Below are 25,438 nucleotides of genomic sequence, written 5' to 3'. Positions count from 1 at the left end.
GTGCCTTCGTTTTGCAGGCTGGCGTTCTTTGCGATTCCTGGAGGCGTCCTCCATTGGACAACCAGTGGGACAGTCGATTCGAGTCGGCGTTGCGGGAGATCGTTCCCGGACTTGATCCTCAGGCTCCGATACTCCCCGATACAGATCTTCCCGGGGCGGGCCTGAACTCGCTCAGAATTGTCCAGCTGCTCATGCGCCTCGAGCAGGATTACACGGTCGAGTTCTCCGACGACCTGTTGACGTTCGATACCTTCGCCACTCCTCGGATGGTCTGGGAGGCGTTGTCCGCAGCCGGGACGGCGGGAGAAGTCGGCGGCGGGGAGGACCAGTCGTGACCACGGACGCCATGTCACTGGTGTCCCGTGCCCTGCCCGTACTCCGCGCACACGCGGCGCGGGCCGACGAGGAGGCGAGCTTTCCCGAAGAACCGCTTCAGGCGCTGCGCGAGAACGGTTTGCTGGGCCTCCTGGCGCCCAGGGAGTACGGCGGCGCGGGGGCATCGGTCAAGACGTTCGTGGACGTGTCTCAGGCCCTGGCCGGCGCTTGCCTGTCCACAGCCCAGATCTGGGCGATGCACTGTTTCCAGGTCGACGCGGTGGCGCGCTACGGGTCGGCGGAACTCAAGGCCGATCTCCTCCCGCGCGTGGCGAAGGGCGACGCCTACATCGCCTCGGTCACCAGCGAAGTCGGCGGCCGCGCCGACCTGTTCACCGCCGAGGCCCCCTTGGAGTTCGCGAAGGACCGGGCGGTCATCACCCGTAGCGCCCCCGTGGTGACGGGCGGGGCCCATGCCGACGGTTACCTCATCACCATGCGGGCCGGCGAGGACGCGTCCGAACATCAGGTGACGCTGGTCTACGCGGACCGCCGTGACCTGGACGTTCAGACCTCGGGTGAGTGGAACACCCTCGGTATGCGAGCCACCGAGAGTGTCTCCATGGTGCTGACAGGGGAAGTTCCGCTGCGCAACGTGGTCGGCACTCCGGGGCACTGCGCCGAGATCGTCCGCGAGAGCCTGATTCCGCTCGCGCATGTGGGGTGGGCGGCCTGCTGGCTCGGCACCGCCCGCGGCGCCCTCAGTGAACTCCTGCGCTGGTTCAGGAAGTCGGGACGCTTCGGCGCGGACGGACAGACGTCGGATCTCTTCCACGAACGACTCGCCCGCGTCCGCGTCGACCTGGATCTGGTGAGCGCTTATCTGGCGCGCGTCGTGGAACGCGTCGACTCCGCCCGCGAAGCGGGCCGGCCGCTGGCCGAACCCCGCACACAACTACAGCTCAACACCCTCAAGCTGGTGTCGTCCGACCTCACCTTCCGCGCGGTCGACCGCATGCTCCAGCTCGCCGGACTCGGAATGGGCTACAGCAAGGGCAGCGCGATCCCCCTGGAACGCCATTTTCGTGATCTCAGGGCCGCGAGCCTGAACCACAACAACGACAGTCTCTGGGCGGGGGTCGGTGCCCTGGCGATGCTCGACCCGCATGTGAATCTCATCTGAGAAGGCGCGGTGACAAGCCATGTTTGATTCAGCGAGCGTCGATCCGGGTCTTGTCCACGCACGGGCCACATCGTTCAACTGGGCTCAGAGAGCGTGGATGACCGGGCCTTACGACGACATCTGGGACCTGCGCTGGCGGCACCGGTGCGACATGAGCTTTCAACTGCCGGCGGACGCCGACGGAAGGCTTGTCAAGGCAGCGTTCCAGCAAGCAGTGGTGCGGTTTCCGATGCTGCGGACGACGGTCACTCAGTCGAGCGATGGCGTGGCCGGCCAGATCGTTCTGCCCGCCTCCGCCGCGGACGATCTGATCTTCGCGGAGGAATCTCTCGAGAAGGTGGACGACGACTTCCTCAAGGGGCTCGTTCACCGTGGCTACGATCTCAATGTCGCCGTGATCCTGGCCCGCGGGCCCGACCGATCCGTTGTGATCGTCAAAGCGTCGCACTTCTATATGGACGGCATGGGCTTCGCGTTGCTCAGGTCGCACGTGATCGGGTTGATCGAGAAAGGTGTCGTCCCCAAGCCCCAGGAGATCGACACGGCGCACGACGAGATTCTGGCGTTCGAGGCGGGCCCCCGGGCGAGGAGGGAGTCGGAGCGCAAGATCACGGTGCTGCGTGACGCCGCGGCCAGGGCGGTGGAGGTGGGCGCCGCCGATTCCCATGTGATGGGGCCGGAGTACCTTGTCGGTCGGACGTCGAGTACGACGCTGGACTGGGCCGGCCTGGTGCTCGCCCAGAGGTATCGGGTCTCCAGAGCCGCGATCCTTCTGTCCCTGTTCATCACCGCGTACCAAGTGGTCATGAACCGGCCGTATCTGTGGATGGCGGCCTGCTCGTCCAACCGAGTCCTTCCGGCGGAACTTCGGTATGTCGGCCTGCAGACCCGCAGTGGCTTCTTTCTCAGCCCTGCCGGCTCGGCGGACGAGAACTTCTCGGACTACGCGAGGAAAGTCGGCGAGTGTCTGCTCACCTCTCTGTGGAGCGTGCGGCACGACCCCGACCGCCTGCTCCAGGAGTTTCGGGCGAGGGGGTTTCCCGACGGCCCGCAGCTGTTCTTCAACTACTCACCGAAATTCGCTCAGGACGGCCCCCCGGGCGAGCGGCCATCGGCCGGTCAGCAGAAGATCGACGCCCACGGGTTCGGTGACTTCGAGTGGAGCGTCGCCCCGAGTGGGCGCTATGCCCTGGAGCTGAACTTCAGCCCGAGGCCGGAAGGGATCGGCCTGGTTGTCGAGCACGACGACACGGCGTTCCCGAAACACACCGTGGCCGCGATGGCGCGCGCCATCGCTCATCTCGCCTCCCACGTGGCTTCGCAGGAGGACGAGATGGCCATGGGCAGGGTGAAGGCGTATCTCGCCGGCCTCGATCTCGCATGAGCGCGTCCGAAGCCCGGTGGTACAGGCATGTCACAAGCGAGCGGACCGAGGTGGGATGACGGTGGGGGATACGCGCGGCAGCGGCGGGGACCAGAGCGGCGAGGACCAGGGCGTCGAATGGCGGATCCTCGAACTCGTCTGCCAGGGAACCGACAAACCCGAGGACGCGGACCGACTGCGCGACCTCATGGTCCGTACCGATCTCAACATCGGTGAACTCATCGAACAGGCCCTCCGTCACCGCGTGTTGGCGTTGCTCGTCCACACCGTGGACACCATGGACCTGTGGGATGCGTTTCCTCAGCGTTTCGCCCCCCAACTGCGGCTGTATCTGGCGGCGAACGCCCGCAAGAATCGCGTCCTGACCGAGGAAACGCTGCGGGTGGTGGCCGCACTCGAAGCCAACGACGTCCCAGTGGCGTGCACCAAGGGAATGGACTTCCAGTTCTCGCTGTACGGCGGTACTGGGACCCGTGCGCTCGGCGACGTCGACCTGATGATCCGCCCCCGCGACGTGGAGACCACCAAGCGAGTGATGACCTCGCTCGGGTACGTCATCGGCGAATGGAATCAGCGGAAGCGCACGATCGAACCGCTCAGCATGGACACGCGCGTCATCTACGCACTGAGCCCCGACCACATCCCGAACCACCTGCTCCTGCTGGACGACGAAGCGGTCCCCGTCTCGGCGATCGACTGCGCCTACAGCCTGACCTGGGCGCGCGCCTCCTGGCAGCTCCCGATGGACGAGGTGCTGGCGGAGCGCGATCGGGTGGTCGTGCCGCCGGACAAGTCGCGGTCGGCGGGGGAGATTCCCACGCTGTGGGCGCCGTACTCCTTTCTGTTCACGGTGCTCCACCTGTTCCGTGAGACATGGTTCGCGCGCAGTGCCCAGGAGAAGGATGTGACTCTCGCCGCTTTCACGGACATCCACCGATTCTGGGCCAAGGACAAAGACCGGCTCGCGGAACCTGTGCGCAAGCTGGTCGAGCGGCATGCGCTGCACGATCCGGTCCGCTGGGTGACCGGCCACAGCGACGCCCTGTTCCACACGTCCATCACGTCGTCCATCGGCCTGGAAGCGGTCGAAGGGGACCCGTGGCTGAACAGCGCATGGTCGGCGGAGGGCACCGACGTCACCTGGCGGGGGTCCATGCGCAAGCGGTTGAGCGCCAAGACACCGATCGAGTTCCACCGCGCCTGAAGACGCGGTGGCGCACATGTCTGCTGGAGGACCCACTGTGGCAAGCTCGACGAGCCGTCCGGACTGGTCCAGGTTCACGCGAACCGGGCTGAAGGCCGACCTGTACGAACGGGAGCCGCACTTCCGCGAGGGACTCGCGGACGCGCGGGACGTCTGGGGCACCGCCTTCGACGAGACCCTCCACCAGGCGGCGCTCTTCATGGTCAAACCGGAGGGGCAGGTCACCGATGGCGTCGTCCGAGTCGTGCGGACGTTTCTCGACGAGCAGAGCTACGAGGTCATCGCGGTCCGCAATGTGTGGCTCGACCGTTTGATGTGGCGCGAGATGTGGCGCTATCAACTCACCTCCGCCACCCTCGACCGCTTCGCCGTGTCCGACGAGTGGCTGGTACTCGGCCCCGCTCTGCTGCTCGCCTTGCGCGCCACCCGCCGCCACGAGCTGCCGGCCTCCGTCCACCTCACCTCGCTGAAGGGCTCGGCGACCCTCGCCGACCAGCAGCCGAACACGCTGCGCAGTCGACTGCGGCAGGCCAATCGCATGCTCAGCCTCATCCACGTGGCGGACGAACCCGCTGATGTGCTGCGGGAGCTGGCGGTGTTGCTCGACCGGCCGGAGCGGCAGGAAGTCCTTCGCCGCTATCTCGGGGACGAGATGCACCCTGACGACAAGCAACTGCTCGAGGACGCCACCGCCCTGCCGAAGCGTTCCCTCGACCCTGTCGCCGCCCTCGGACGGGTCGAGAAAACCGTGCTGGCCTCGGGCGGCGAGATGCCGGACGTCCTCGCAGCCGCCTTCGCGGCGATGCGGGCGGGCGGGCGGATCCGCTGGGCCGGCTTCGCCTCGGCGATCGACACGTACCGTCCGCTGATAGACCCCTGGGACCTGGTGGTCCTCGGCACCACGCACATCGAGTACGACGAGCCCGGGACCTCCAAGCTGCTGGTCAATCCCGACCCGAAGTCCTGGCTGAGCTGAGCGCCGCGTCGGCGGGTGACGTCACCAGCGACCGTCACCCGCCGGCGAAGCGCAGCAGCATCGCCCCGTTCGTCGCTGGCGACGTGCCGACCATCAGGATCTTCGCACCGGTGGCCAGGCGGCCACCGCCGTACAGGTCCTGGAGATTGACCATGCTGTCGGCGGCGATCACATGTCCGTTGTGCGCGAGACTGTCCAGCCACAGCGCCTCGGGCCGCACACCGCTCAGAGCGCGGACGGCCTTCATCCGGTCCAGGCCGAGGTTCTGCATCACGAGGTGATCCACGTGGGCCGCGGGCGTGTCCGTCCGTTTGAGTACCTCGCGGATCAGCGACCGCATGAGCGTGACCTTCAGGCTCGCCCTTAGCGCGGCGTTCGGCTCCTCGTCGAATCGGCTCGCGTCGGCGGGGTGCACGTAGTCCAGGGCCAGCGACTCGACCACGAAGTGCGGTACGCCGACCGGGTCCCCGGTCAGGGCGAACACGCAGGCGCCGTCGCTTTGCACATGCTCCCCGCGCCGGACCCGGGGAACATTCGCGTCCGCCGAGCCGGCGATGATCGCCAGCGCGGAACTCGCCGCGCCGCCGCGAATCATTCCCGCCGCCAGGTCGACCTGAGCGAGAAACGTGCCACAGGTCGGACTGGCCAGATCGAAGATCTTCTCCGGGCGCAGGCCGGCGTCACGCAGCATGCGCGGCAGCGCCCTGGAGAAGTGCTGGGAGCCGATCGCCAGAACGACCAGGGTGGGCGCGGTGACCGGCAGCTCGCCGGGCAGCGCGCGGGCGACCAGGGAGAGGTTGCCCTCGTCGGTCACCCGGGAGTCCCGATAGCCCAGATCCCAATAGATCCGCGGATCGTCCGACGCCATCTCCGGCAGTTCGTCGAGCGCTGTCCGCCCGCCCAACGCCGATGCGATCGGAACCAGACGCAGAACCGCCGTGTGCGCACCCACTGGTTCACCCTTCCCCTTCTCCATTTTCTCCGCCTTCTCCGCTGTCTTCGCCTTCGGCGTTTTCTCCACCGTCGATCCCGTCGATCCCGTCGGCCTGGTCCACCGTGTCGCTTCCCACTGCGCCGAGGCGGCGCGCGAACTGGGCGGCGCGATCCGCGTCCAGTGGCACGCTGATCCGCCCGATCCGGACCGTGCCCGCATGACCGCGGGCACCCCACGACACATGTGCCTTGCCTTGCACGCCGTGCTCGGCCAGGGCGCGCAGGGTCGTCTCCGCCCGATCGGGGCGGTCGTCGTCCGGCGGGAAGAGCAGGTACGGCAGCCCGCGCCCCGCCGGCGCCGGCGCCAGGCCCGCCTGCCGTGCCACTCGTGTGGCGGCGCCGACCTGCGCCGAGACGCGGGCCCGCAGGGGCTGGGCGATGTCGCCCATGGCCAGGACGCCGCGGCCGATGCGCAGCGCGAGCGATGACGCCTGCAACGGCGCGACCCACCGGCACACCTGCTCGGTCGCCGGCGCCGAGGACACGCAGTAGCCCAGCCGGACACCACCGAGCCCATAGGCCTTGGACAACCCGCGCACGACGATCAGGTTGTCGAGCCGGGACGTCAGCGTGGCCGCGCTGAACTCCGGTGGACAGTAGTTGGCGTTCGACTCGTCGATGACGATGTGCGCCCCGCGTCCGGCCACAGCCCGGCCGATCGCCTCCACGACCGCGAGGTCGTCGGTCGGTGCCGGGCGCAGCGCCGGCCGCTCCAGGAAGATCAGGCTCGCTCCGTGCGCCCGCAGCGCGGCCGCGACGTGCCGACCGATGCCGACGGCGTCCTCGCCCCCGGCGTCGGCCGGCTGCCAGACGAGGCAGGCACGAGCGCGGCGGGCCGCCCAGGCGGGAAAGTCGGGATAGGTCTCGCTGAGCGTCAGGATCGGCGATCGCCCGCCAAGATCGACCAGTTCGCGCAGGAGCGGACCCACACCTGCGCCGGCGCTCACACCATGGCCCCCGTCCAAACCGAAGAACGCGTCGACCGCCGCGGTCAGTGCCTGCTCGCCGTACGGGTCCTGCAAGCGGTAGTCGCGCACGCTCGGCAGGCCGCCGGCGGCCTCCGCGGCCAGTTCGTCGGCGACGAGAGCGAAGACGTCGGCAGCCAGGAACGCGGCCTCGTCGGTCGTCCACGCGAGGTTGAGCATGCCGGCCCGGTCCGGATCCAGCGAGAGTCCCCGGTAGGACTCGACGGCCAGCGCCTGCGGCTCGGTTGGCAGGCCGGTCACTCGAACCCCGCTGGACGCAGGCTCAGGATGTCGAGCCGTGACTCCAACTCCGTCGCCAGCCGGGTCAGAAGATCCTCCGAGAAGTAGGGGCCGACGAGTTGGACACCGAGCGGCAGCCCGTCGGAGGACAGGCCGGTCGGCAGCGCGAGCGCGGGGTGACCGCTGACGTTGAACTCGACGGTCTGGGTGGCGTTGGCGGCCGCCGGCGGTGGCCAGTCGTGCCCGAACGCGTCGAACCGGGCGGCCGGAGCCAGGGCGGATGGTTCGACCAGCACGTCACAGTCCGCGAAGACCCGATCGACCGCCTCGGCCAACCGCCGCCGCGTCTGGTGGGCCAGCACCAGATCGGAGGCGAGTACGGTGGCGCCGGCCGCGACCCGCTGGTAGGTGTAGCGCCCGAACTCCCTGGGACGGGAACGGATGTCGTCCTGGTGCACGGCGAATGCCTCGGCCGCCATGATCACCCGGCCGCACGCACCGAACACCGCGAGATCGGGCAGATCGACGGTGACCACCTCGGCACCGAGTTCCCTCAGGTGCCTCAGCACGATCGTGAGCTGATCCCACACCTCGGGATGCACGGTGCGCTGTGCGCGCAGCCGCTTGGGTGTCCAGCCGACGCGAAGTGCCCGACGCGGCGCCGACGGGGCCGCGGGCCTGCGGACGCTGCCCGGGTCGTCCGGGTCGACACCCTCGATGACAGAGAGCACTGTCGCCGCCTCACGAGCCGTGCGCGTCAACGGGCCGCAGTGATCAAGGGAGTAGGAGAGCGGAAAGACACCGAACCGTGAGACCAGACCGTAGGTGGGCTTGAGTCCGACGACCCCGCAGTGAAAAGCCGGCCCGCGAATGGAACCGGTCGTGTCACTGCCCAGGGCGATCCGCACGAAGCCCGCGGCAACCGCCGCGGCCGAGCCGGAGGACGAGGCACCGGGGACATGTTCGAGGTTCCAGGGGTTGCGCACCGGCGGGAAAGGCAATTCTTGGCTCGGCCCGCCCAGGGCGAACTCGTGCGTCCCCAACTTGCCGATGAGGACCGCGCCCGCATCGGACATGCGCCGGACGACGGTGCTGTCGGAAGCGGGAACGTGATCGACACGCAGCCAGGAGTGCGAAGTCGTGCCAATGCCCTTCGTGTCGAAGATGTCCTTCACCGCGTACGGAATTCCGTGCAGCGGCCCGCGGTCGATGCCCGCGGCGAGTTCCCGATCGGCGCGTTCCGCGTCGGCGAGCGCGCGGTCGGCCGTGACCAGGACGAACGCGTGGACACGGCTGTCGAGCTTGCCGACGCGGGCCAGACAGTGTTCGGTCAGCTGACGGCTGGTCAGCTCGCCTCCGCGCAGCCGGACGCCCAGCGTGTCCACGTCGAGTGAGTGAAGTTCCTCGCTCGCGAATGCCATTGTGCGATCACTCCGCCTCATTGTCCGTCGCCGCTACGGGAACTCGGAATACGTTCGCCGGCTCTGTCTCGGCTTCGTGGGCGTCACGGAGAACGGCCACCATGGACCGGAGTTCCAGAAATCCGTGAAAAACGCCTTGCGTAAGATCTTCGGGTACCGTCAGATCATTGTGCGCGAGAACGGCCAGGAAGGCGTTCCGCGCATTGTTTTCGGCGGTCACCGGGCAAGTATGGCAGGTGGTTGCGTGAGGTGAAATGCCAAAGGTTTATCGGCCGCCTGATTTGTGGTTGACGGAGTTCCGCGGTGCCGTGACGGCGCGGCTCGGTGGAACAACTACCGTCCGGTAACGGCAGGTTGACGCAGAGCGGCGGCCGACGGCCGAGCCGAGTAAGGCCCATCGGACCAGGCCAGCGGGGGGCTGGGGCTTTCCTGGACGCGTGTTAAGGTCTGCGCGCGGTGTGTTAATGGATAAGAGCCGACCAGGACCTGGACGGCGCGCTCAGCGCCGGGCCAGGCGTCGACAGGACGACATGACCAAGATTGAGACAGTTCGTGGCCGCCATATCCTCGACAGTCGAGGAAACCCAACCGTCGAGGTCGATGTTCACCTCGCTGACGGATCCTTTGGCAGGGCAGCCGTTCCTTCTGGTGCTTCAACGGGTGAGCGGGAAGCGGTAGAACTCCGAGACGGAGATCCGACCCGCTGGCACGCCCGCGGCGTAGGGAAAGCGGTCCACAACGTCAATACCGTCATCGCCGAGTCACTGCTCGGACTCGACGCACAGGACCAGCAGCGCGTCGACGAGACGATGATCGAGCTGGACGGCACGGCGCAGAAGTCCAAGCTCGGTGCCAACGGGATGCTGGGAGTGTCGCTCGCGGTGCTCAAGGCGGCCGCCGCCGCGCACGGGCTGCCGTTGTACCGCTACGTCGGAGGGGTCGACGCCACCCTGCTGCCCACGCCGATGATGAACATCGTCAACGGTGGGGCGCACGCGGACAATCCGCTCGACTTCCAGGAATTCATGATCATGCCTGTCGGCGCTCCGACGTTCGGCGAAGCGGTCCGGATGGGCATGGAGATCTTCCACACCCTCAAGCGCGCTCTCGCCGCGGCCGGCGAGCCCACGAACGTGGGCGACGAAGGCGGGTTCGCGCCCAACTTCGCCACGGCTGAGCAGGCGCTGGACTTCGTCCTCAAGGCCGTCTCCGACTCCGGTTACACGCCCGGCACCGATGTCGCGATCGCGCTCGACCCGGCTGCCTCCGAGTTCTACGTCGACGGCGCGTACCGCTACGGCGGGGGCAACACCGTGCGCAGCACGGATCAGCAGATCGACTATTTCGAGTCGCTTCTGGACAACTACCCCATCATCTCGATCGAGGACCCCATCGCCGAGAACGACCGGCGTGGCTGGGAGTCGATCACGGAGCGCCTGGGGTCCCGGTGCCAGATCGTCGGTGACGACGTGTTCTGCACCAACCCCGCCCTCCTCGCTGACGGCATCGACCACTCGATGGCCAACTCCATCCTGGTCAAGCTGAATCAGATCGGCACCGTCACCGAGTTCCTGCGTGCGGTCCGCCTGGCACAGCAGTCGTCCTACGGTGTGGTCGTTTCGCACCGCAGCGGCGAGACGGAGGACACCACCATCTCCGACCTCGTCGTCGGCGTGCGTGCGGGGCAGCTCAAGACCGGCTCGCTCTCCCGCTCGGACCGCACGGCCAAGTACAACCAACTGCTGCGCATCGAAGAGGAACTGGGAGCGTCGGCGCAGTTCGCCGGGGCTCGGCTGATCACGTCCCACCCGGGCACCGCGGGCTGACCCCGACGTCTCGGTCGCCGGAGAACGCTCAGTTCTCCGGCGACCGGGGCCGCTTGGCCGTACCCGGCGCAAGAGCACGCACCGAAACCTGGACTGAAGGAGCGTCGTCATTCGCGAAGTACCAGCTGCGTACCAAGTGCCCTCGGCGGAGGACTGGGCCGGACTGACGGTCTCGCCGGACAAGCGCCGACTGTTCGCGGAAGACCTCTACCTCCGGGCGACCTGGGCGGATCTGACGGAGATCGCTCCAGGGCGTGAAGTGGCGACGCTCCTGCCGACCGCGTTGCTCAGTTTCAAATGTGACGGCGTCATCGGACGACGGATGCGGCCCACCCTCGACTACCTCGCCGACGCGGGGTTCCGGGTCGTGGATGTGCGCACCGTCCGCCACAACCGGCATTCGATCCGAGAAATCTGGCGATACAACTGGCACCTCTACCCGGTCGACCGGCTGTCGCTCATGTCGGCCATGCACACCGCGAACGACACGGCGCTTCTGCTGTTGCACGACGAGCGGTACGACGGCAGGGTGCCGGGATCGGTACGGCTGGCATCGCTCAAGGGGTCGGTCAGTGCGCGCAAGGCCGATCCGCGGCACCTGCGCACGGTGCTTCGCCCGCCGAACATGGTCATCAACTTCGTCCATGTGGCGGACGAGCCGGCTGACCTGCTGCGCGAGATCGGCATCTTCCTCAGCTTCGACGAGCGGCGCTCCGCCCTGGCCGGCCTCGGCGGTGACGCCGTGCCGGAGCGGGTCAGGGCGGTCGTCGACGACCTGGAATCCCGCTACCCGGAGCGTGACCTCTCGCTGACCAACGCGTTGGAGCGGCTCGCCGCGTCGGGGCGGTTCGACGGGCGGGCGATGGACCGCCTGCGCGCCGTGATCGACGATCCCGGCGACGCGCTGAGCTGGTCCGAACTACGGTCGCTGGCGGTCCCCGACTGGTCGGGCATCGACGAGTGGGATCTGATCACCATCGCGAGCTTCGTCCTGCCCGAGGCGCGCACGGGTATCTCCGACCCGCTGCCGTTCGTACCGGTGGCGGACGCGCCCAGCGCCCCGGGCATGGCCTGACGTCGTCGCGCTGTTTTTCCGTGCCGCTCCTGTCACCGCCCCTGTTCGGCCGGGGTCAGGACGTCCGGTGTCACGGGGGGCGCGGCGGCGGGCCGGCGTGGCGCCGGACGGCCGTAACCGAGGTGCTCCCGCAGCGTCGTACCGGTGTAGTCGTCGCGGAACAGGCCGCGTCGCTGTAGTTCGGGGACCACCAGCTCGACGAAGTCGCGCAGTCCTTGGGGCAGTGCGGGTGCCATCACCATGAAGCCGTCCGCAGCGCCCTGGACGAACCACTGCTCGAGTTCGTCGGCGACTTCCTCGGCGCTGCCGATCGGCTGGAAGTGGCCGCGTGAACCGGCCACCCGCTGGGCGAGCTGACGGATGGTCAGACCTTCCCGGTGCGCCATGTCGATCAACAGCCGCTGCCGAGCCTGCCCGGCGTTCGACTTCGGCAGGTCCGGCACCGGGCCGTCGTAGTCGAAGCCGGACAGGTCGAACCCGCCCAACTCGCTGACCAGCAGCGACAGACCTACGGCCGGATGGATGAGCTCCTGAAGCTCGTCGAACTTCGCCTGCGCCTCGGCGCGCGTGCGTCCGACGTACGGAAACACCCCCGGCAGGATGTGCAGGGTGTCGGTGGCCCGGCCGTAGGCGGCCATGCGCGATTTGACGTCCTGGTAGAAAGCGGCCGCCGCCGTCACGTTCGGCTGCGCCGAGAACACCACGTCCGCGGTCCGGGCGGCCAGTTCCTTGCCGGTCTGAGACGAGCCCGCCTGGATGATGACGGGCTGTCCCTGCGGGCTGCGGGGCATGTTCAGCGGCCCTCGCACCGAGAACCGCTCACCGCGATGGTGGATCGGTGCGACACCGTCGGGGCGGAAGAAGAGACCGTCGGCCTTGTCGTACACGAAGGCGTCGTCGTCCCAGGAATCCCACAGCCCTCGTACGACCTCGGCGAATTCGGTCGCCCGCGCATAGCGGTCGTCGTGATCGGGCTGTTTGTCGAAGTTGAAGTTGAGCGCCTCTTGCGGATTCTGCGACGTGACGAGGTTCCACCCCGCCCGGCCTTTGCTGAGGTGGTCGAGCGAGGCGATGAACCGGGCGACCGTGTAAGGCTCGTTGTACGTGGTGGAGACGCTTGCCGTGAGACCGATCCGCTCGGTTGCCGTGGCCAGTACCGCGAGCAGGGTGAGGGGTTCGAGCTGGGAGACGTAGCGGATCGCCGTTCGGCTCAGGGCGTCCATGTCCGTTCCGCGCACGCCCGCGCTGTCCGGCAGGAATATGAGGTCGAACTTGCCCTGTTCCGCCAGCCGGGTGATCTCGATGTAGTGGTCCGGGAGGATACCGGCATCCGGTTCGACCCCGGGATGACGCCATGCCGCGACGTGATAGCCGGTCGGGTAGAGGAATGCGCCGATGGCCATCCGCTCGAAGTCCCGTTTCATGAGCCTGCTCCTTTTCTCCGCCAGATACCGCTAGTGGTCGTCTCCCGGCGAGATCGCGTCGACCTCGACCTCCACCAGAAGGCGCTCGTCGAAAAGACGCGCGACCTCGACCAGGGTCATGGCCGGGCGCGTATCGGCGAACACCTCCCGGTGGACGCGACCAACCGCCTGCCAGTCGGTGATGTCGGTCACGAAGAAACGGGTCCGTACGACGTCCCCCACCCGGCATCCGACCGCGTCGAGCGCGTCGATCACCCGGCGCAGACATATCCGGGTCTGCTCCGCGAGGTCGTCGGGGATGTCGCCCTCCGATATCGCGGTGGTCCCCGCGACGGCTACCGATTCGCCTACGCGGACCACTCGTGAGTAGCCGCAGATCTCTTCCGCTCGGCTTCCCGACCCGATTGCCAGCCGTTCCATCCGCACCCCTTGTTCGCGAAAAAACTGGACGTTATCGCTGCCCGAGAGCAGCCGTGAGTCCGCCGTCGACGGTGAGCGAGGCACCGGTGATGTAGCTCGCCCGGTCGCTCGCGAGGTAGGCGACAAGGTCCGCCACCTCCTCCGGCCGGCCGACCCGGCCGAGCGGGTACCCGGAGCCCAGCAGCCGCAGCAGCGGTTCCCGGCCGTGGGCCTTGCCGATGATCGGCGTGTCGATCACCCCGGGGCACACCGCGTTCACCCGGATGCCGAGCGGTGCCAGGTCGATGGCCGCGCACCGCATGAGCCCCAACAGGCCCGCCTTCGACGCCGCGTAGGCGCCGAGCCCTCGCCCGCCCTGCAACGCCGAACCGGACGACGTCATGACGATGGAGCCGCCGCCCGAGTCACGCATCACGGCTCCGAACGCCTGCGTGCCGAGCAGGACGCCCCGCAGATTCACGGCCATCACGCGGTCCCACTCGTGCAGCGGGGTATCCAGCACCGACGCCAACGATCCGACGCCGGCGTTGAGATGGGCGATGTGCAGTGCCCCGAACTCCGCGGTGACGCGCGCCGCCGCGGCGGCGTTCGCGTCCGGATCCGCCACGTCGACGGCGAGGGCCAGCGCCACACCGCCTCGGCCGCGTATCGCGTGGGCCACTTTGTCGGCACCCCCGTGATCGATGTCCAAGCACGCCACGCGCGCTCCTTCGGCGGCCAGCGCCAGCGCCGATGCAGCTCCGATGCCGGATGCCGCGCCGGTCACGACGGCAATACGATCGTCCAGACGTCCCATCACACGACTTCCCGTATGCGCTTCGTCGAGAGTGGAGACAGTGCCGGGCAGACACTGCCGATGGCTTCGCACCGTACTTGCGGCAGCATTCCTGAACGCCCTGACATTCTTTCAGACACCTGCGAATTTCACACCGTTCCCTGTGCACGGCGATTAACGTAGGATGCGGAAATGTGAAGGAAGACGACTTCCAGGAGCGCGTCACTCAGACACATTCGGTCGCAGCGGCAAACGCATATCGGGTCGACCTGTCCGGGGTCTTCCCCGCGGAATCGGTGGAGGCCCTGCGCAAACACGGCCTGATCGGACTCACCCCGTATCTCGTGGACGGTGAACCGAGTCCGTTCCGTATGACGTACGCGGTGCGCCGGGTCTCCAGTGCATGCGGGTCGAGCGGGATGATTCTCGCGATGCACCTCAGCCATCTGCTCGGTCTCCACGAGGCCGCCCCGCGCGGCAGCAGGATCGCGCGGATGCTGGTCACCGAGGCCGATGGGCAACCGTTGTTCGCCGGTATCACCTCCGAGGCGGGATCGGCAAGTATTCGAGAGAGCATCGCATTCTGCCGGGACACCGGCGACGGATATCTCTCGGTCACCAAGCGAACAAATGCGGCTTCATTCCTGGAACAGGCGGACCTCGTCGCCGTCTCGGCGCGTTCGAAGGCCGAGGCATCTTCGTCGGACCAGGTGCTGCTCATCGCTCGAAGTCAGGACCTGACCATTTGCCGTACCGGCGACTGGCGCGCGCTCGGTATGCGAGGGACGGCCACCATCTCCGCGGACATCGAATGCCGAGTCGAACCGGACCAGGTGCTGCAGAAATTCGGGGAGCATCTTTCCCGCAGTCTCATGCCCTACATACAGTTGGCCTGGGTCGCCTGCTGGGAGGGCATCTCGGCCCGAGCGGTCCAGTTGGCCCGCGCATCGGTACGCCGGTTGCGCGCGAAGGGCCACAGCGATCTGGTGGCGGTCCGCATGGTGCGTCTTGGCGAGATCACCCGCAGGCAGGATCTCATCGCCACCTTGCGCGGCGGGTTCGAGAACGAACTCGCCGCCGGCCGGAACGCCAGGCTCACCGGTCCGTGGCCGATGAGTTTCGGTGATCTCACCCGTCGCGCCAATCAGTTGCGCCTGAGCGTCTCGCAGGAGGCGGTTCAGGTGGCCATGGACGCCCTCGAAGTGACCGGTCTGGTCGGCTATCTGGACGAGGAACGCTCAGGACTCTCGCTCGGACGCAATCTGCGCGATCTGCTGTCCTCGAAGGTGATGGTGAGTCCCGACTCGGTGCGGATCACCGACGGGCTGCTGGCCCTCACCGCTCATGACGAAGCCTAGGGCCTGTCGTTTGGATCAGGTCGCAGGAAATCGACAGCGCTGTTCAGTGCCGGTGAGCGGGGGCGATGGGGGTGCCCCCGCGCGAGGTTGTTCGAGCGTGGGGGAGTCGGCAACCGACGACAACGCGGCAGATGCGCGTGCCAGACCCCGCGTCTGCGGCGTGATCCAAACGACAGGCCCTAGAGGGAGGGAGGCGCGAGAACGCATGGTGCCCAAGCCGCCACCGGACCGGGTCGTGTCGCTGATCCTGCGACACGCGCGGACCAGCCCTGAGGCAGTAGCCCTGCGCCAAGGGGACGAAAGCGTCACCTACGAGCAGCTGGAGATCACGGCGACATCCATGGCGCTCGCGCTGCGGCGGGAGAACCCCTCGGGTGCCCCGGTCGCCGTCGCCTCCGCCACCACGGTGCGGACCGTCCTCTCGTTCTTCGCCTGCTTGCTGGCCGGCTTCCCCTACGTCCCGATCGACCCGGCGCTGCCGGCGCCGCGTCGGCGCCTGATCCTCGAAGACGCCGGATGCGCGCTGCTCCTGCACGACGAAGAGGGCGCTGCGCCGCCCGACATCGGCGGGGCAGTCGGCATCGAGGTGGTGGCAGCCGGCCGACTGCGAGCTGAGCCGAGCCGCGCCTCGGCCGACCTCACGCCGCGGGACCCGGACGCCTTCAACATCCTGTACACCTCCGGCTCGACCGGGCAGCCGAAGGGCGTACTGACCACCCAGGCCAATGTCGTGGCCTTCATCGAGTGGACACGGGACATCGTCCGGTTCGGCCCGGATGACGTGGTGCTGTGCCAGTCACCGCTGCACTTCGACATGCACATCCTCGACCTGTTCGCGGCGATGTCGGCCGGAGCCGGCGTCGTTCTCGTCGACGCCCGGACCGCGATGTTCCCGCGCGCCCTGTATGCCACGCTCGCCCACAGCGACGTCACCTTCATGCTGGGCGTACCCGCGGCGTGGGCCGGGCTGCTCTCCGTACCCGCGCTGGGCACCCGGGGACTGCCGCGGCTGCGCCTCGGCGTGTCGGGAGGCGAGGAACTTCCCGTGGACGTGGTCCGCGAGTTGTACGCGCGCCTTCCCGACCTGACCTTCATCAACATGTACGGCCCGGTGGAGACCAACGCGGTCACCTCCCAGGTGATTCGCGACCATCACCTGACAAGGACACGTCTGCCCATAGGCGTCGAGCGGGCGCCGACGCGCATATTCCTGCTGAATCAGGACGACGAAACGGCGTCGGCCGGTGAGGTGGGCGAGATGGTCGTCTCCGGGCCCACCGTGAGCCCCGGCTATGTGAACGATCCCGCCAAGACCCGGGGGTCCCGGGTGAGCGTCGTGGCCGACGGACAGTCCTTCGAGTGCTACCGGACGGGCGACTACGCGCTGCGTGACCACGAGGGCGTCCTGCACTTTCGGGGGCGGCGCGATCACCGGATCAAGACCCGCGGTTTTCGGGTGGAACTCGGCGATGTGGAGACCGTCCTGCGCGGCCACGAACGAGTCGAGGCGGCTGTCGTGGTCCCCGTGAGGCACGCGCGGTTCACCCATGTGCTCCACGCCTACGTCGAGCCGACCGACGGAAAACCGCTGACGGCACAGGAGTTGATGACGTGGTGCCGTGCCGCGGTACCGGCCTACATGCTCCCGCGGAGCATCACCGTCCGGCGTCCCCTGCCCAGACTCTCCAACGGCAAGCTGGATCGCGCACTCCTCACCGACGAAGCCGCGGCGGAGGGGAAGGACGGAGCCGATCAGCGGTCGTTCGACAAGTGATGGATTGGTTCCCGTACCAGATTCCCGTACCAAATTCCCGTACCAATTCCCGTACAAAAGGGGCGCACGTGGAAGAGGAAGTTCTCAAGATCGTTCGCGAAGCCATACCGGGACACCCCGAGATCGACATGGCGACGCCTCTGCTCGATCTCGGACTGATCGACTCGCTGTCGATCATCGAGATAGTGACCCGGCTCGAAGAGCACTTCGCCATGCAGCTGCCGGATCATCTGATGGTCCCGGACGTGTTCTCGGACGTCACGTCCATCGCCTCGGCGGTCCGTATCACCCTGGGCTCCGCACCCGGAGCCTGACTCACCCATGGATGGAGGCTGACGTGGCAGCGTCGCGACCAGAACTTGTCGGCGACCTCGGAGCGGTGTCGAGCACATCGTGGCTCGCGTCCGGCGCGGCGATGGCCGTGCTGGAGAACGGTGGCAACGCCTTCGACGCCGCCGTGGCCGGAGGCTTCGTCCTCCAGGTGGTGGAGCCGCACTCCAACGGACCGGGGGGCGACGTCGCCATCGTCGCCCGGCGCGCCGGCGACGACGGCGCCTCGGTGATCTGCGGCCAGGGGCCGATGCCGATGAGCGCCGACCTCTCCGGGTTCACGGAGCTGGGCCTGCGTCAGATACCGGGCTCCGGACTGCTCCCGGCCACCGTCCCCGGCGCGATCGGCGCCTGGCTGCGGCTGCTGGCCGAGTTCGGCCGGCTGCGCCTGGAGACCGTCGTCGAAGCCGCGATCGGGTACGCCACCCGCGGCTACCCCGTGCTGCCCGACACGTCGCGGGCCATCAAGGCACTCGCCCCGCTGTTCGCCGGCGAATGGCGCACATCGGGCGAGACCTATCTGACCGGTGGGGTCGCGCCGGCGGCCGGCGACCGGCTGACCAACCCGGACCTGGCCGCGGTGCTGCGCCGGCTCGTCGACGAGGCGAAGGCGGGGTCCACGGATCGGGAGACCCAGATCGACAACGCGCGCCGCGCGTTCTACGAAGGCTTCGTCGCCGAGGCGATCGACGCGTTCGTCGGCTCCACCCCGGTGCTCGACTCGACCGGCCGACGGCATCGCGGCCTCCTGACCGGCCAGGACCTGGCGACGTGGCGAGCCACCGTCGAACCGTCCGCGCGCATCGACTACCGCGGGCTCACCGTGCACAAGCCCGGGGCCTGGTCGCAGGGACCGGTGTTCCTGCAGCAACTGGCGCTGCTGGAAGGCTTTGACCTGCGTGCCCTGGACCCGGGCGGCGCCGAGTACGTGCACACCGTCACCGAGGCCGCCAAGCTCGCTTTCGCCGACCGCGAGGCCTGGTACGGCGACCCGGCCTTCCACCACGACGTGTCGCTGCGCACCCTGCTGTCACCCGAGTACACCGCCGCGCGCAGGCAGGAGATGGGGCACGACGCCAACCCGTCCCCTGAGCCGGGCAGACTGCCGGGTGCGCTCGCGGCCTTGCCGGCGGTCAGTGCCGACCCCGCGCCGCGGTGGGACGAGGACTGGATGGACCAGTTGCAGAGCGGGATGCCCACGATCGTCCTCAAGGCCACGCTCGAACCGAGCGACACCTGCGCGCTGGTGGTCGCCGATCGGCAGGGGAACCTCGTGGCGGCCGTTCCGAGCGGCGGCTGGCTGAAGAGCTCGCCCGTCATCCCGGGCCTGGGATTCCCCCTGGGTACCCGTGGGCAGACCATGTGGCTGGTCGAAGGACACCCGAACTCGGTCGCCGCCGGGAAACGACCCCGCACGACACTGAGCCCCACCCTCGTCTGCCGGGACGGTGATCCGTACCTGGCCTTCGGCACACCCGGGGGAGACCGGCAGGACCAGTGGACGCTGGAGACCTTCCTCTCCGTCGTCGAGTTCGGCCGTGATCTCCAGACGGCCACCGAAACCGTCCACTTCCACACCGATCACTTTCCGTCCTCATTCACGCCTCGGGGCAGCCGTCCGGGCTTCTTGGCCATCGAGGCGGCCATCGGGGCCCAGACCGTGACCGGACTGCGCGGCCGGGGGCACGACGTCGACGTGGTCCCGGAGTGGTCGATGGGTGGCAAGGTCTGCATCGTCGGCGCCGGCCGCGACGGATTCGTGCGGGCGGGTGCCGGACCTCGTGGCCGTCAGGCCTATGCCTACTGCCGGTGACGGCCGGTCGACCCAATGTCCGTCACAGATCGGCGAGTTCGGCGCGGACGTCGCTGACGAGGCCGGCGAAGCCCTCCTCGTCCCCGGAGTACACACCGCTCGCGCGCGGCCAGTGGAAGACGATGTGCGTGATGCCGGCCGCGGCGTAGCGGGCGGCATGGTCGAGGCAGGCGGCAGGGCTCGCCAGCGCCGCCGGGTCGGTGACGACGAAGATCGTGTCGAGGTCCGTCACGGCCCGGTCGGCCGCCTCGCAGGCGGCACGCAGCCTCGCGAGTTGACGGCGTACGGCGCGAAAGCACCTCTCCGGGTCGGGTACGCCGTCGCGGTAGGCGGGCCCGAGCGTGACCCACGCCTGTCCGAAGCGTGCGGCCAGGCTCGCTCCCCGTGGCCCCGGGCCCGCGATCACGAGGGGCAGCCTCGGTTTCTGGAGGCATCCCGGGAGCATCCGCGCCTCGTGCGCCCAGTAGTGACGGCCTTCGAAACGCGTCACCGGAGTGCGCAGCAGCCGGTCGGTCAGCGTGACGAACTCCTCGAATCGGTCCGCCCGTTCGTCCGCGGCCAAGGGGACACGGTCGAGGACGGTGGCGTCGCCGGTGCCCGCTGAACCGGCGCCGAGGCCCAGCAGGAACCGGCCGTTCGACATGTGGTCGAGGGTCATCGCGTCCTTGGCGAGGACGCAGGGATGGCGGAAGTTGGGCGTGGCGACGAGGGTGCCGAGCTGGATCCGCCCCGTCGACAGGGCGGCGGCGGTGAGTACGGGAACGGTGCCGAACCACGGCTCGTCGCTCATCGCCCGCCACCAGAGGTGGTCGTACGTCCAGGCGGAGTCGAACCCGAGCTCTTCGGCCAGCTGCCAGCGCCGGTCGTGCGGCCAGACGCGTTCCGGAAGGATCACGACGCCCAGGCGCATCAGGCCGCCCCGCGAGCGGACAGCTCGTAGAAACACGTCCTGGGGCCGGCGACGGCGTTGGTGAAGACGCGCTCGCAGGTCAGCCGCGACTTCCGGAAGACGTTCAGCCAGGCCGTCCGGTCGCGTGGGGTTCCCTGGTTGGTCAGGACGTGGACGAGGAAGAAGTCGGAGTCGTTGGCGCGGTTGTCGTAGCGCAGTTCGGGCTCGCCGAGCAGGAACACCTGCCCGTCGGTCAGGGTCTCGGCCAGGCGGTCCAGGATGGCGATCACGGCGTCCTCGCCGTCGCGGAAGAGTTCGTGCAGGACACCGACGCCGATGACGGCATCGGCGTCCGAGGCCGACCGCGGCCAGGTGTCGGGCGAGAACGCGTCGGCGACCTCGAACACCGCTCGTCCCTCGAGACCGGCCTGACGGCTGTTGGACCGGGCCGCCTCGACCGCGTCAGGGGATATGTCGATGCCCACGACCGACAGTTCGGGGTGCAGGGCGCACAGTCGTATGAGCAACGACCCGTCGCCGCAGCCCAGATCGAGCACGGAGCGCGGCTGACGCCCCGCCAGCGCCTCGGCGACGAGCCCGACGTACGACACGGCGGTGACCGCGCCGGAGTGCCGGCTGAGCGGACCGCCCGCCCTGACCACGTCCTGCCCGTAGGTCGCCCGACCGGTCAGCAGGTCTCCCATACGACGCGTCACCGGACCGTATGCCTCGACGTAGAAGCCCACCCTCGCCAGTGAGATTTCGCTGGTGAGGAGCGTTCCGCGGGGAGTGAGCCGAAAACGGCCGTCCCACTCGTCGAGGACGCCGCTCACGCGCAGATAGGTCAGGAATCCTCGCCCGACTTCGGCGGACGCGCCGTCGAGGAGCTCCTCGGCCGATGCCCATCCCTTGGCGCGCAACCGATCGAGGCCACCGGACTCGGCGAAGGCCCGGATTGCCATGCACAGATGCATTGAGCTGATGAGTTCGGGCATGCCGGAGGTGTGATAAGTCTGCCACGCTTCCACCTGATCGGCGTTCCACACTTCAACGAGGTTCGGCTCGCCGTTCAATGTCCAACTCCCTTTGTCGTCGCACCAGATATCACTGACGCTAGCTGCTTGCCGTGTGCTAATGTCAAGTGAAAGATATGATTTGCGACTGAATGTGAGGCACGTATTTAAGGGGTGTCATGCAGACGCAGATACTTGGGCATGTGGAGTTGGACGCCACAACCTTGGCGCATGAACTCAAGATGAGCGAAAGTCTTACGTACGCCGAGCCCTACGACGAGTTCCAGTGCGGACGCCGACCATGGCGAAGTCGCATGCTGTACGCGCCTGGTGGCGAAGTCGGCGACGGTGTTCTGTCACACTACGATTCGAGCCTTCCGGTCCGGCCGACCGTCCACGGCGAGCAGCTGCCCCATCTGAAAGACGTGATCGAGGCCAATTTCCCGAAAAAGCATCTGCTCTTCGCGCGACTTGTCTCGATGACCGAGAGCGTGCTCGTGCCCCATCGGGACCTGCACGTGGTCGCGCACCGGCTGCACGTACCGCTGCGGACGTCGGAACAGTGCCTGTTTCTGCAGGAGAACACGGTGTTTCGGATGCTTCCCGGCGAGGTCTGGTCGCTCGACCTGACCCAGATGCACAGCGCCGCGGTAATGGATCGCACCGACCGTGTCCACCTGCTGCTCGACTTCCCCGGCGATGCCCCGGTCGAGGATTTCATCGCTTCACCGGGCGGCGCCGAGGCCTCGCTGGCCGACCGGACCGTGCCCCGACCCGAGATGTCGGAAAGCGAGCGTCGGGCCGCCCTCGATCTGGCGAGACTGATAGACAGCGACAACATCACCGATGTCTTCGCCATCCTGATTCGGAAGCAGTTCCGCCGCGACGGCGGTGCGGAGTTCGCCTGGGAGGCGCTCTCCGCCGTTGCCGAGAAAAGCCGAAACCCGGAGGTCGAGTCCTACGTTCGGCGGTTGAAGGCGCAGTGCACGCTGGAGGACAACGGATGAGTAGCGAGAAACATTCCGGCCCGATAGCCCCGACCCTCCTGCATCATGTGGCGATAGAGACCACGGACCTGGACAACTGTGAGAAGTGGTACCGGGAATTCCTGAACTTTCAGCCGGCCTGGACGCTGACCGAATTCTCCGAACTCACCCTTTCCCGGCTCCCTGGAATCAGCCGGCTGACCGAGGTGACGTGCGGTGGGGCACGGCTGCACCTCTTCGAGCGTGATGGCGTACATGCCGAACCGACGCCGGCTCGTGCACCGGTGCAGCACCTGTGCCTGAGTTTCCCCGCCGTGGCCCTGCTGGAAACGGCCCGCTCGCGCTGGCTCGAACTCTTCGAGTCGGGGCGGTTCAGCTTCGCCAAGGGCGAGGAGCCCTCTCCGCTCGTGACGGACAGCGATGGCGTCGTGTCCTTCTACGCGTACGACGTGAACGGCCTGGAGCTCGAACTGACCTATGACCCTTCGCTTCACGCGGCGCGATGACGGGGATCCTGGCGCAGCCGCCCACCGACGCGTCGTGGGTTTTCGGCGAGCGTCCGCACGGCACCGAGCCGCTGACTCTCCCCCGACCGGGCGAGGCTCTGGACGCCTCCGGCCCCCTCGCGCACGAGGCGATCAGATCCGCGGCGCTGCTGCTGCGGCCGTCCGCGCACAGGCCGGCCGGCACCTGGCCCGGCCGTGACGACCAGGAGCTGTTCTGGTCGCGCTGGATCACGGGACATCAGGTCTGCTTCCTGCTGTGGCGGCTGGTCGAGGATCTCTGCGAGCAGGAAGACGCCGGCCAGGCCGACAACCACGCCCAGTTGGCCGGCTGCGTGCACGCCTACAACGCGATGCTGCTGTACTGCGCCTCGTGTCCGAGCAAGCTCTACAACGACCTCATCCGGTCGGCGATGCGTCTGCACCATCCGGCCTTCAGCGGTGGCTGGGCTCCGGAATTCCGCGGCGCCGTCATGCGGACGTTCCGTTCGCGCCGGCCCCCGAGCGCGTCGGGCGCCGGCACCGAACTCGACGCCGCGGTCAGGCAGCATGGGGCGATCCACAAGTTCGTCGCCTCGCTCCTGGTGCCTGAGGGGGGTTCGCTCCTACAGGACTCCGGCGTGTCGCCCTGGAACGCGGACGTACGCGGCCACCTGTTCGACACGTTTTTCCTGACCGTGCGCGGCCCGCTCACCCGGGGGGAATTCCTCGGGCAGCTGCTTCGCCGCGCGGTCGCGATCACGCGGGACCTCTCCGTGCACGGGCTCCGCCTCGGCGAGGTGATGGACAGCGGCCGAACTCGCCATCCGGGGTTGCCCCCCGACATGGCGACGCGGGCCCAGGACATCCAGGGGGCACTGCGCCGTGCCGTCTCGGTCGCCGTCGCTCACTACGCCCCCATGGCGGCTCTCCCCAGCGATCCGGCTTCCGTCGGCACGTCGGAACTCGGCTGATGTCCCTCGGCCCGGTGACGCGGGTGATTCCTCATGGAACGGCCGGGGCGCCCGGCTCCGGAAGCCCCATCTGGGATCGGATGATCGTCTCGACGGCCCGGTTGTCGATCTTCCCATTGGGGCTCTTCGGGACTTCGTCGACGAAGTGCCACCGGACCGGCACCATGTACTCGGGAAGCCGTTTGAGCAGGGCGTCGCGCAGCCCGGCCGGTTCCTTCGCGACGCCCGTGCGCAGGGTGCAGGCCGCGTGCAGCTGACTGCCTTCCATGCCCGCCACGGGCAGGGCGACGACGGCGGCCTCCGCCACGTCGGGCAGGGCGTTGACGGCGACCGCGACCTCGTCGAGTTCTATCCGGAAGCCGCGTGACTTGACCTGGCGGTCCGCACGTCCGTGGAAGTGGAAGGTCCCCGACTCGTCGACGTGCCCGTGGTCACCGGTGATGTACCAACGCCGCTGACCGTTCGCGGTGGGGAAGTATCTGAACGCCCTGGCCGTCTTCTCCGGATCCCGCCAGTATCCCGGGCTGAGGCCGGGGCCGGCGATGCACAGATCCCCGTCCTCCCCGACGGCGGCCCGGCTGCCGTCGGGCCGCAGGACGGCCAGTTCCTCGCCCGGAACGGCCTTTCCGATGGGGATCGGCACCTGCGGATCGGCGGGCGCCTCGCGCAGTTCGTGGAAGCTGCTGAGGACCGAGGTCTCGGTGGCACCCCACGTATTGACGATGGTGATGTGCGGCAGGCGCCGCAGCCAGTACGCCACCACCGAGGTCGGCAGCACGTCTCCGGAGCAGATGATCCGGCGCAGGTCGGGGAAGTCGCCGGGGCGTACCGCGTCGCGGCGTTCCATCCAGGTGAGGACCGACGGCACGGACGTCCACTGGGTCAGCCGGTGGTCACGGATGAAACTCGCGGTGCGGTGGGGCAGGAAGTTCGCCGCCTCGGGGACGAGACGCAGTTCGGCGCCGGCGGCCAGGGCGCCGAAGACGTCGAGAACGGACAGGTCGAAATGGAAGGGAGGGTGCCCCGACAGCCTCTCCTCGGGGCCGATGCCGAAGTGGTCGACCAGCCACCGGATGAAGTGAACGGCGCCGGCGTGAGTGATCTGCACCCCCTTGGGGACGCCGGTGGATCCCGAGGTGAAAATGATGTACGCCAGCCCGCTGGGCGGCTGCGAAGCCGGCAGCGGCGCGCTGTCCAGGGTGACCAGCTCATCCTGACGCAAGGAGAAGACCTGTCCCGGGAGATCGTCCCCGAGCTCGGACCGGCACTCCTCGACGAGGGCGTCGAACGCCGGATGGACGATGATCCACTGCGGCATGCTGTCGCGGATGACCTTGGCGGTTCGGGCCGCGGGGCCCGCCCCGTCCAAGGGGACGTACACCCCGCCGGCCTTGAGCACGCCGAGGATGGCCGACACCGCCAGGGCCGACTTCGGAACGAGCAGACACACCCGGTCGTCCGGGCGCAGCCCCAGCGTGCGCAGAGCGCGGCCGATCCGGTTGCTCTCGGCGTCGAGTGCCCCATAGGTCAGAGTTCTCGACTCGTCGACGACCGCGGCAGCGTCCGGGGTCTCCCGTACCCACCGCGACATCAGCGTGTGCAGACTGTCCATGGCCCG

Annotated in this window: 24 protein-coding genes; 14 read left to right on the top strand and 10 right to left on the bottom strand. The window is 68.2% G+C overall.

Going from position 1 to position 25,438, the window contains the following annotated elements; translation table 11 throughout:
• Positions 1-53: 53 nt before the first annotated feature.
• The 5 genes from AB0I77_RS46570 to AB0I77_RS46550 all read left to right on the top strand — a co-directional run bounded on the left by AB0I77_RS46570 (position 54) and on the right by AB0I77_RS46550 (position 5,062).
• Complete coding sequence (locus tag AB0I77_RS46570; RefSeq protein WP_363289009.1) at positions 54-335, top strand: phosphopantetheine-binding protein; 282 nt, start codon at positions 54-56, stop codon at positions 333-335.
• Complete coding sequence (locus AB0I77_RS46565) at positions 332-1,498, top strand: acyl-CoA dehydrogenase family protein (RefSeq protein WP_363289008.1); 1,167 nt, start codon at positions 332-334, stop codon at positions 1,496-1,498. The genes AB0I77_RS46570 and AB0I77_RS46565 overlap by 4 nt, the downstream gene beginning before the upstream one ends.
• Positions 1,499-1,595: 97 nt before the next feature.
• Complete coding sequence (locus AB0I77_RS46560; RefSeq protein ID WP_363289007.1) at positions 1,596-2,882, top strand: hypothetical protein; 1,287 nt, start codon at positions 1,596-1,598, stop codon at positions 2,880-2,882.
• A 61-nt stretch (positions 2,883-2,943) separates the two neighbouring features.
• Positions 2,944-4,086, top strand: a complete 1,143-nt coding sequence (locus AB0I77_RS46555; protein WP_363289006.1) for a nucleotidyltransferase family protein — start codon at positions 2,944-2,946, stop codon at positions 4,084-4,086.
• A 37-nt stretch (positions 4,087-4,123) separates the two neighbouring features.
• Entirely contained in the window at positions 4,124-5,062 is a 939-nt protein-coding gene (locus AB0I77_RS46550; RefSeq protein ID WP_363289005.1) for a hypothetical protein, read from the top strand.
• A gap of 34 nt (positions 5,063-5,096) precedes the next feature.
• Here the strand turns inward: AB0I77_RS46550 and AB0I77_RS46545 are convergent, their stop codons facing one another.
• The 4 genes from AB0I77_RS46545 to AB0I77_RS46530 are packed head-to-tail and all read right to left on the bottom strand — an operon-like array spanning position 5,097 to position 8,901.
• The gene (locus AB0I77_RS46545) at positions 5,097-6,038 is read right to left on the bottom strand and encodes a 3-oxoacyl-[acyl-carrier-protein] synthase III C-terminal domain-containing protein (protein ID WP_363289004.1); all 942 of its coding nucleotides are present in this window, start codon (positions 6,036-6,038) and stop codon (positions 5,097-5,099) included.
• Entirely contained in the window at positions 6,019-7,281 is a 1,263-nt protein-coding gene (locus AB0I77_RS46540) for an aminotransferase class I/II-fold pyridoxal phosphate-dependent enzyme (RefSeq protein ID WP_363289003.1), read from the bottom strand. The genes AB0I77_RS46545 and AB0I77_RS46540 overlap by 20 nt, the downstream gene beginning before the upstream one ends.
• On the bottom strand, positions 7,278-8,681 hold the full coding sequence (locus tag AB0I77_RS46535; protein ID WP_363289002.1) for an amidase: 1,404 nt from the start codon (positions 8,679-8,681) through the stop codon (positions 7,278-7,280). The genes AB0I77_RS46540 and AB0I77_RS46535 overlap by 4 nt, the downstream gene beginning before the upstream one ends.
• A gap of 7 nt (positions 8,682-8,688) precedes the next feature.
• Positions 8,689-8,901, bottom strand: coding sequence for a hypothetical protein (locus AB0I77_RS46530; RefSeq protein ID WP_363289001.1), 213 nt, complete (start codon positions 8,899-8,901; stop codon positions 8,689-8,691).
• Positions 8,902-9,211: 310 nt separating this feature from the next.
• On the opposite strand from AB0I77_RS46530, the gene eno reads away from it, so the two are divergent.
• Positions 9,212-10,507: a phosphopyruvate hydratase gene (eno, locus tag AB0I77_RS46525; RefSeq protein WP_363289000.1), complete on the top strand. Its 1,296-nt coding sequence runs from the start codon at positions 9,212-9,214 to the stop codon at positions 10,505-10,507.
• A gap of 136 nt (positions 10,508-10,643) precedes the next feature.
• On the top strand, positions 10,644-11,582 hold the full coding sequence (locus AB0I77_RS46520; RefSeq protein ID WP_363288998.1) for a hypothetical protein: 939 nt from the start codon (positions 10,644-10,646) through the stop codon (positions 11,580-11,582).
• Positions 11,583-11,614: 32 nt separating this feature from the next.
• Here the strand turns inward: AB0I77_RS46520 and AB0I77_RS46515 are convergent, their stop codons facing one another.
• The 3 genes from AB0I77_RS46515 to AB0I77_RS46505 are packed head-to-tail and all read right to left on the bottom strand — an operon-like array spanning position 11,615 to position 14,222.
• Complete coding sequence (locus AB0I77_RS46515; protein ID WP_363288997.1) at positions 11,615-13,006, bottom strand: LLM class flavin-dependent oxidoreductase; 1,392 nt, start codon at positions 13,004-13,006, stop codon at positions 11,615-11,617.
• A gap of 30 nt (positions 13,007-13,036) precedes the next feature.
• Positions 13,037-13,426, bottom strand: coding sequence for a RidA family protein (locus AB0I77_RS46510; protein ID WP_363288996.1), 390 nt, complete (start codon positions 13,424-13,426; stop codon positions 13,037-13,039).
• A gap of 31 nt (positions 13,427-13,457) precedes the next feature.
• Positions 13,458-14,222, bottom strand: a complete 765-nt coding sequence (locus AB0I77_RS46505) for an SDR family NAD(P)-dependent oxidoreductase (RefSeq protein WP_363288995.1) — start codon at positions 14,220-14,222, stop codon at positions 13,458-13,460.
• Between the two features lie 173 nt (positions 14,223-14,395).
• Here AB0I77_RS46505 and AB0I77_RS46500 point away from each other — a divergent pair, with 173 nt between their 5' ends.
• The 4 genes from AB0I77_RS46500 to AB0I77_RS46485 all read left to right on the top strand — a co-directional run bounded on the left by AB0I77_RS46500 (position 14,396) and on the right by AB0I77_RS46485 (position 19,476).
• Positions 14,396-15,559 (top strand): acyl-CoA dehydrogenase family protein, encoded by a 1,164-nt coding sequence (locus AB0I77_RS46500; protein ID WP_363288994.1) that lies wholly within the window; start codon positions 14,396-14,398, stop codon positions 15,557-15,559.
• A 205-nt stretch (positions 15,560-15,764) separates the two neighbouring features.
• On the top strand, positions 15,765-17,333 hold the full coding sequence (locus AB0I77_RS46495) for an amino acid adenylation domain-containing protein (RefSeq protein WP_363288993.1): 1,569 nt from the start codon (positions 15,765-15,767) through the stop codon (positions 17,331-17,333).
• Between the two features lie 68 nt (positions 17,334-17,401).
• Positions 17,402-17,647 carry an acyl carrier protein gene (locus AB0I77_RS46490; RefSeq protein ID WP_363288992.1) on the top strand — a complete coding sequence of 82 codons (246 nt, stop codon included), beginning with the start codon at positions 17,402-17,404 and terminating at the stop codon, positions 17,645-17,647.
• Positions 17,648-17,670: 23 nt separating this feature from the next.
• Positions 17,671-19,476: a gamma-glutamyltransferase gene (locus AB0I77_RS46485; RefSeq protein ID WP_363288991.1), complete on the top strand. Its 1,806-nt coding sequence runs from the start codon at positions 17,671-17,673 to the stop codon at positions 19,474-19,476.
• Positions 19,477-19,498: 22 nt separating this feature from the next.
• Here the strand turns inward: AB0I77_RS46485 and AB0I77_RS46480 are convergent, their stop codons facing one another.
• Both AB0I77_RS46480 and AB0I77_RS46475 read right to left on the bottom strand, forming a co-directional pair.
• Positions 19,499-20,386 (bottom strand): LLM class flavin-dependent oxidoreductase, encoded by an 888-nt coding sequence (locus tag AB0I77_RS46480; RefSeq protein WP_363288990.1) that lies wholly within the window; start codon positions 20,384-20,386, stop codon positions 19,499-19,501.
• The gene (locus tag AB0I77_RS46475) at positions 20,386-21,327 is read right to left on the bottom strand and encodes a methyltransferase domain-containing protein (protein WP_363288989.1); all 942 of its coding nucleotides are present in this window, start codon (positions 21,325-21,327) and stop codon (positions 20,386-20,388) included. The genes AB0I77_RS46480 and AB0I77_RS46475 overlap by 1 nt, the downstream gene beginning before the upstream one ends.
• Before the next feature lie 230 nt (positions 21,328-21,557).
• Here AB0I77_RS46475 and AB0I77_RS46470 point away from each other — a divergent pair, with 230 nt between their 5' ends.
• The 3 genes from AB0I77_RS46470 to AB0I77_RS46460 are packed head-to-tail and all read left to right on the top strand — an operon-like array spanning position 21,558 to position 23,820.
• Positions 21,558-22,385, top strand: coding sequence for an aspartyl/asparaginyl beta-hydroxylase domain-containing protein (locus AB0I77_RS46470; protein WP_363288988.1), 828 nt, complete (start codon positions 21,558-21,560; stop codon positions 22,383-22,385).
• A complete protein-coding gene (locus AB0I77_RS46465; RefSeq protein ID WP_363288987.1) occupies positions 22,382-22,870 on the top strand; it encodes a VOC family protein in 489 nt (162 codons plus the stop codon). Before AB0I77_RS46470 ends, AB0I77_RS46465 begins: the two co-directional genes overlap by 4 nt.
• Positions 22,867-23,820, top strand: coding sequence for a hypothetical protein (locus tag AB0I77_RS46460; protein ID WP_363288986.1), 954 nt, complete (start codon positions 22,867-22,869; stop codon positions 23,818-23,820). Before AB0I77_RS46465 ends, AB0I77_RS46460 begins: the two co-directional genes overlap by 4 nt.
• A 31-nt stretch (positions 23,821-23,851) precedes the next feature.
• On the opposite strand, the gene AB0I77_RS46455 is transcribed toward AB0I77_RS46460, so the two are convergent.
• Entirely contained in the window at positions 23,852-25,432 is a 1,581-nt protein-coding gene (locus tag AB0I77_RS46455; protein ID WP_363288985.1) for an amino acid adenylation domain-containing protein, read from the bottom strand.
• Positions 25,433-25,438: the final 6 nt, after the last annotated feature.

The organism is Streptomyces sp. NPDC050619 (assembly GCF_040654815.1).
Classification (GTDB): Bacteria; Actinomycetota; Actinomycetes; order Streptomycetales; family Streptomycetaceae; genus Streptomyces.
Note: the sequence above shows the minus strand (reverse complement) of the source record. Positions and strands in the feature narration are given on the sequence as shown.

Coding starts and splice junctions, on each gene's coding strand:
- AB0I77_RS46455 (WP_363288985.1), bottom strand. CDS start 25,432: ATGGACAGTCTGCACACGCTGATGTCGCGGTGGGTACGGGAGACCCCG.
- AB0I77_RS46475 (WP_363288989.1), bottom strand. CDS start 21,327: ATGGCAATCCGGGCCTTCGCCGAGTCCGGTGGCCTCGATCGGTTGCGC.
- AB0I77_RS46505 (WP_363288995.1), bottom strand. CDS start 14,222: ATGGGACGTCTGGACGATCGTATTGCCGTCGTGACCGGCGCGGCATCC.
- AB0I77_RS46480 (WP_363288990.1), bottom strand. CDS start 20,386: ATGCGCCTGGGCGTCGTGATCCTTCCGGAACGCGTCTGGCCGCACGAC.
- AB0I77_RS46545 (WP_363289004.1), bottom strand. CDS start 6,038: ATGGAGAAGGGGAAGGGTGAACCAGTGGGTGCGCACACGGCGGTTCTG.
- AB0I77_RS46515 (WP_363288997.1), bottom strand. CDS start 13,006: ATGAAACGGGACTTCGAGCGGATGGCCATCGGCGCATTCCTCTACCCG.
- AB0I77_RS46560 (WP_363289007.1), top strand. CDS start 1,596: ATGACCGGGCCTTACGACGACATCTGGGACCTGCGCTGGCGGCACCGG.
- AB0I77_RS46535 (WP_363289002.1), bottom strand. CDS start 8,681: ATGGCATTCGCGAGCGAGGAACTTCACTCACTCGACGTGGACACGCTG.
- AB0I77_RS46470 (WP_363288988.1), top strand. CDS start 21,558: ATGCAGACGCAGATACTTGGGCATGTGGAGTTGGACGCCACAACCTTG.
- AB0I77_RS46510 (WP_363288996.1), bottom strand. CDS start 13,426: ATGGAACGGCTGGCAATCGGGTCGGGAAGCCGAGCGGAAGAGATCTGC.
- AB0I77_RS46460 (WP_363288986.1), top strand. CDS start 22,867: ATGACGGGGATCCTGGCGCAGCCGCCCACCGACGCGTCGTGGGTTTTC.
- eno (WP_363289000.1), top strand. CDS start 9,212: ATGACCAAGATTGAGACAGTTCGTGGCCGCCATATCCTCGACAGTCGA.
- AB0I77_RS46495 (WP_363288993.1), top strand. CDS start 15,765: ATGGTGCCCAAGCCGCCACCGGACCGGGTCGTGTCGCTGATCCTGCGA.
- AB0I77_RS46465 (WP_363288987.1), top strand. CDS start 22,382: ATGAGTAGCGAGAAACATTCCGGCCCGATAGCCCCGACCCTCCTGCAT.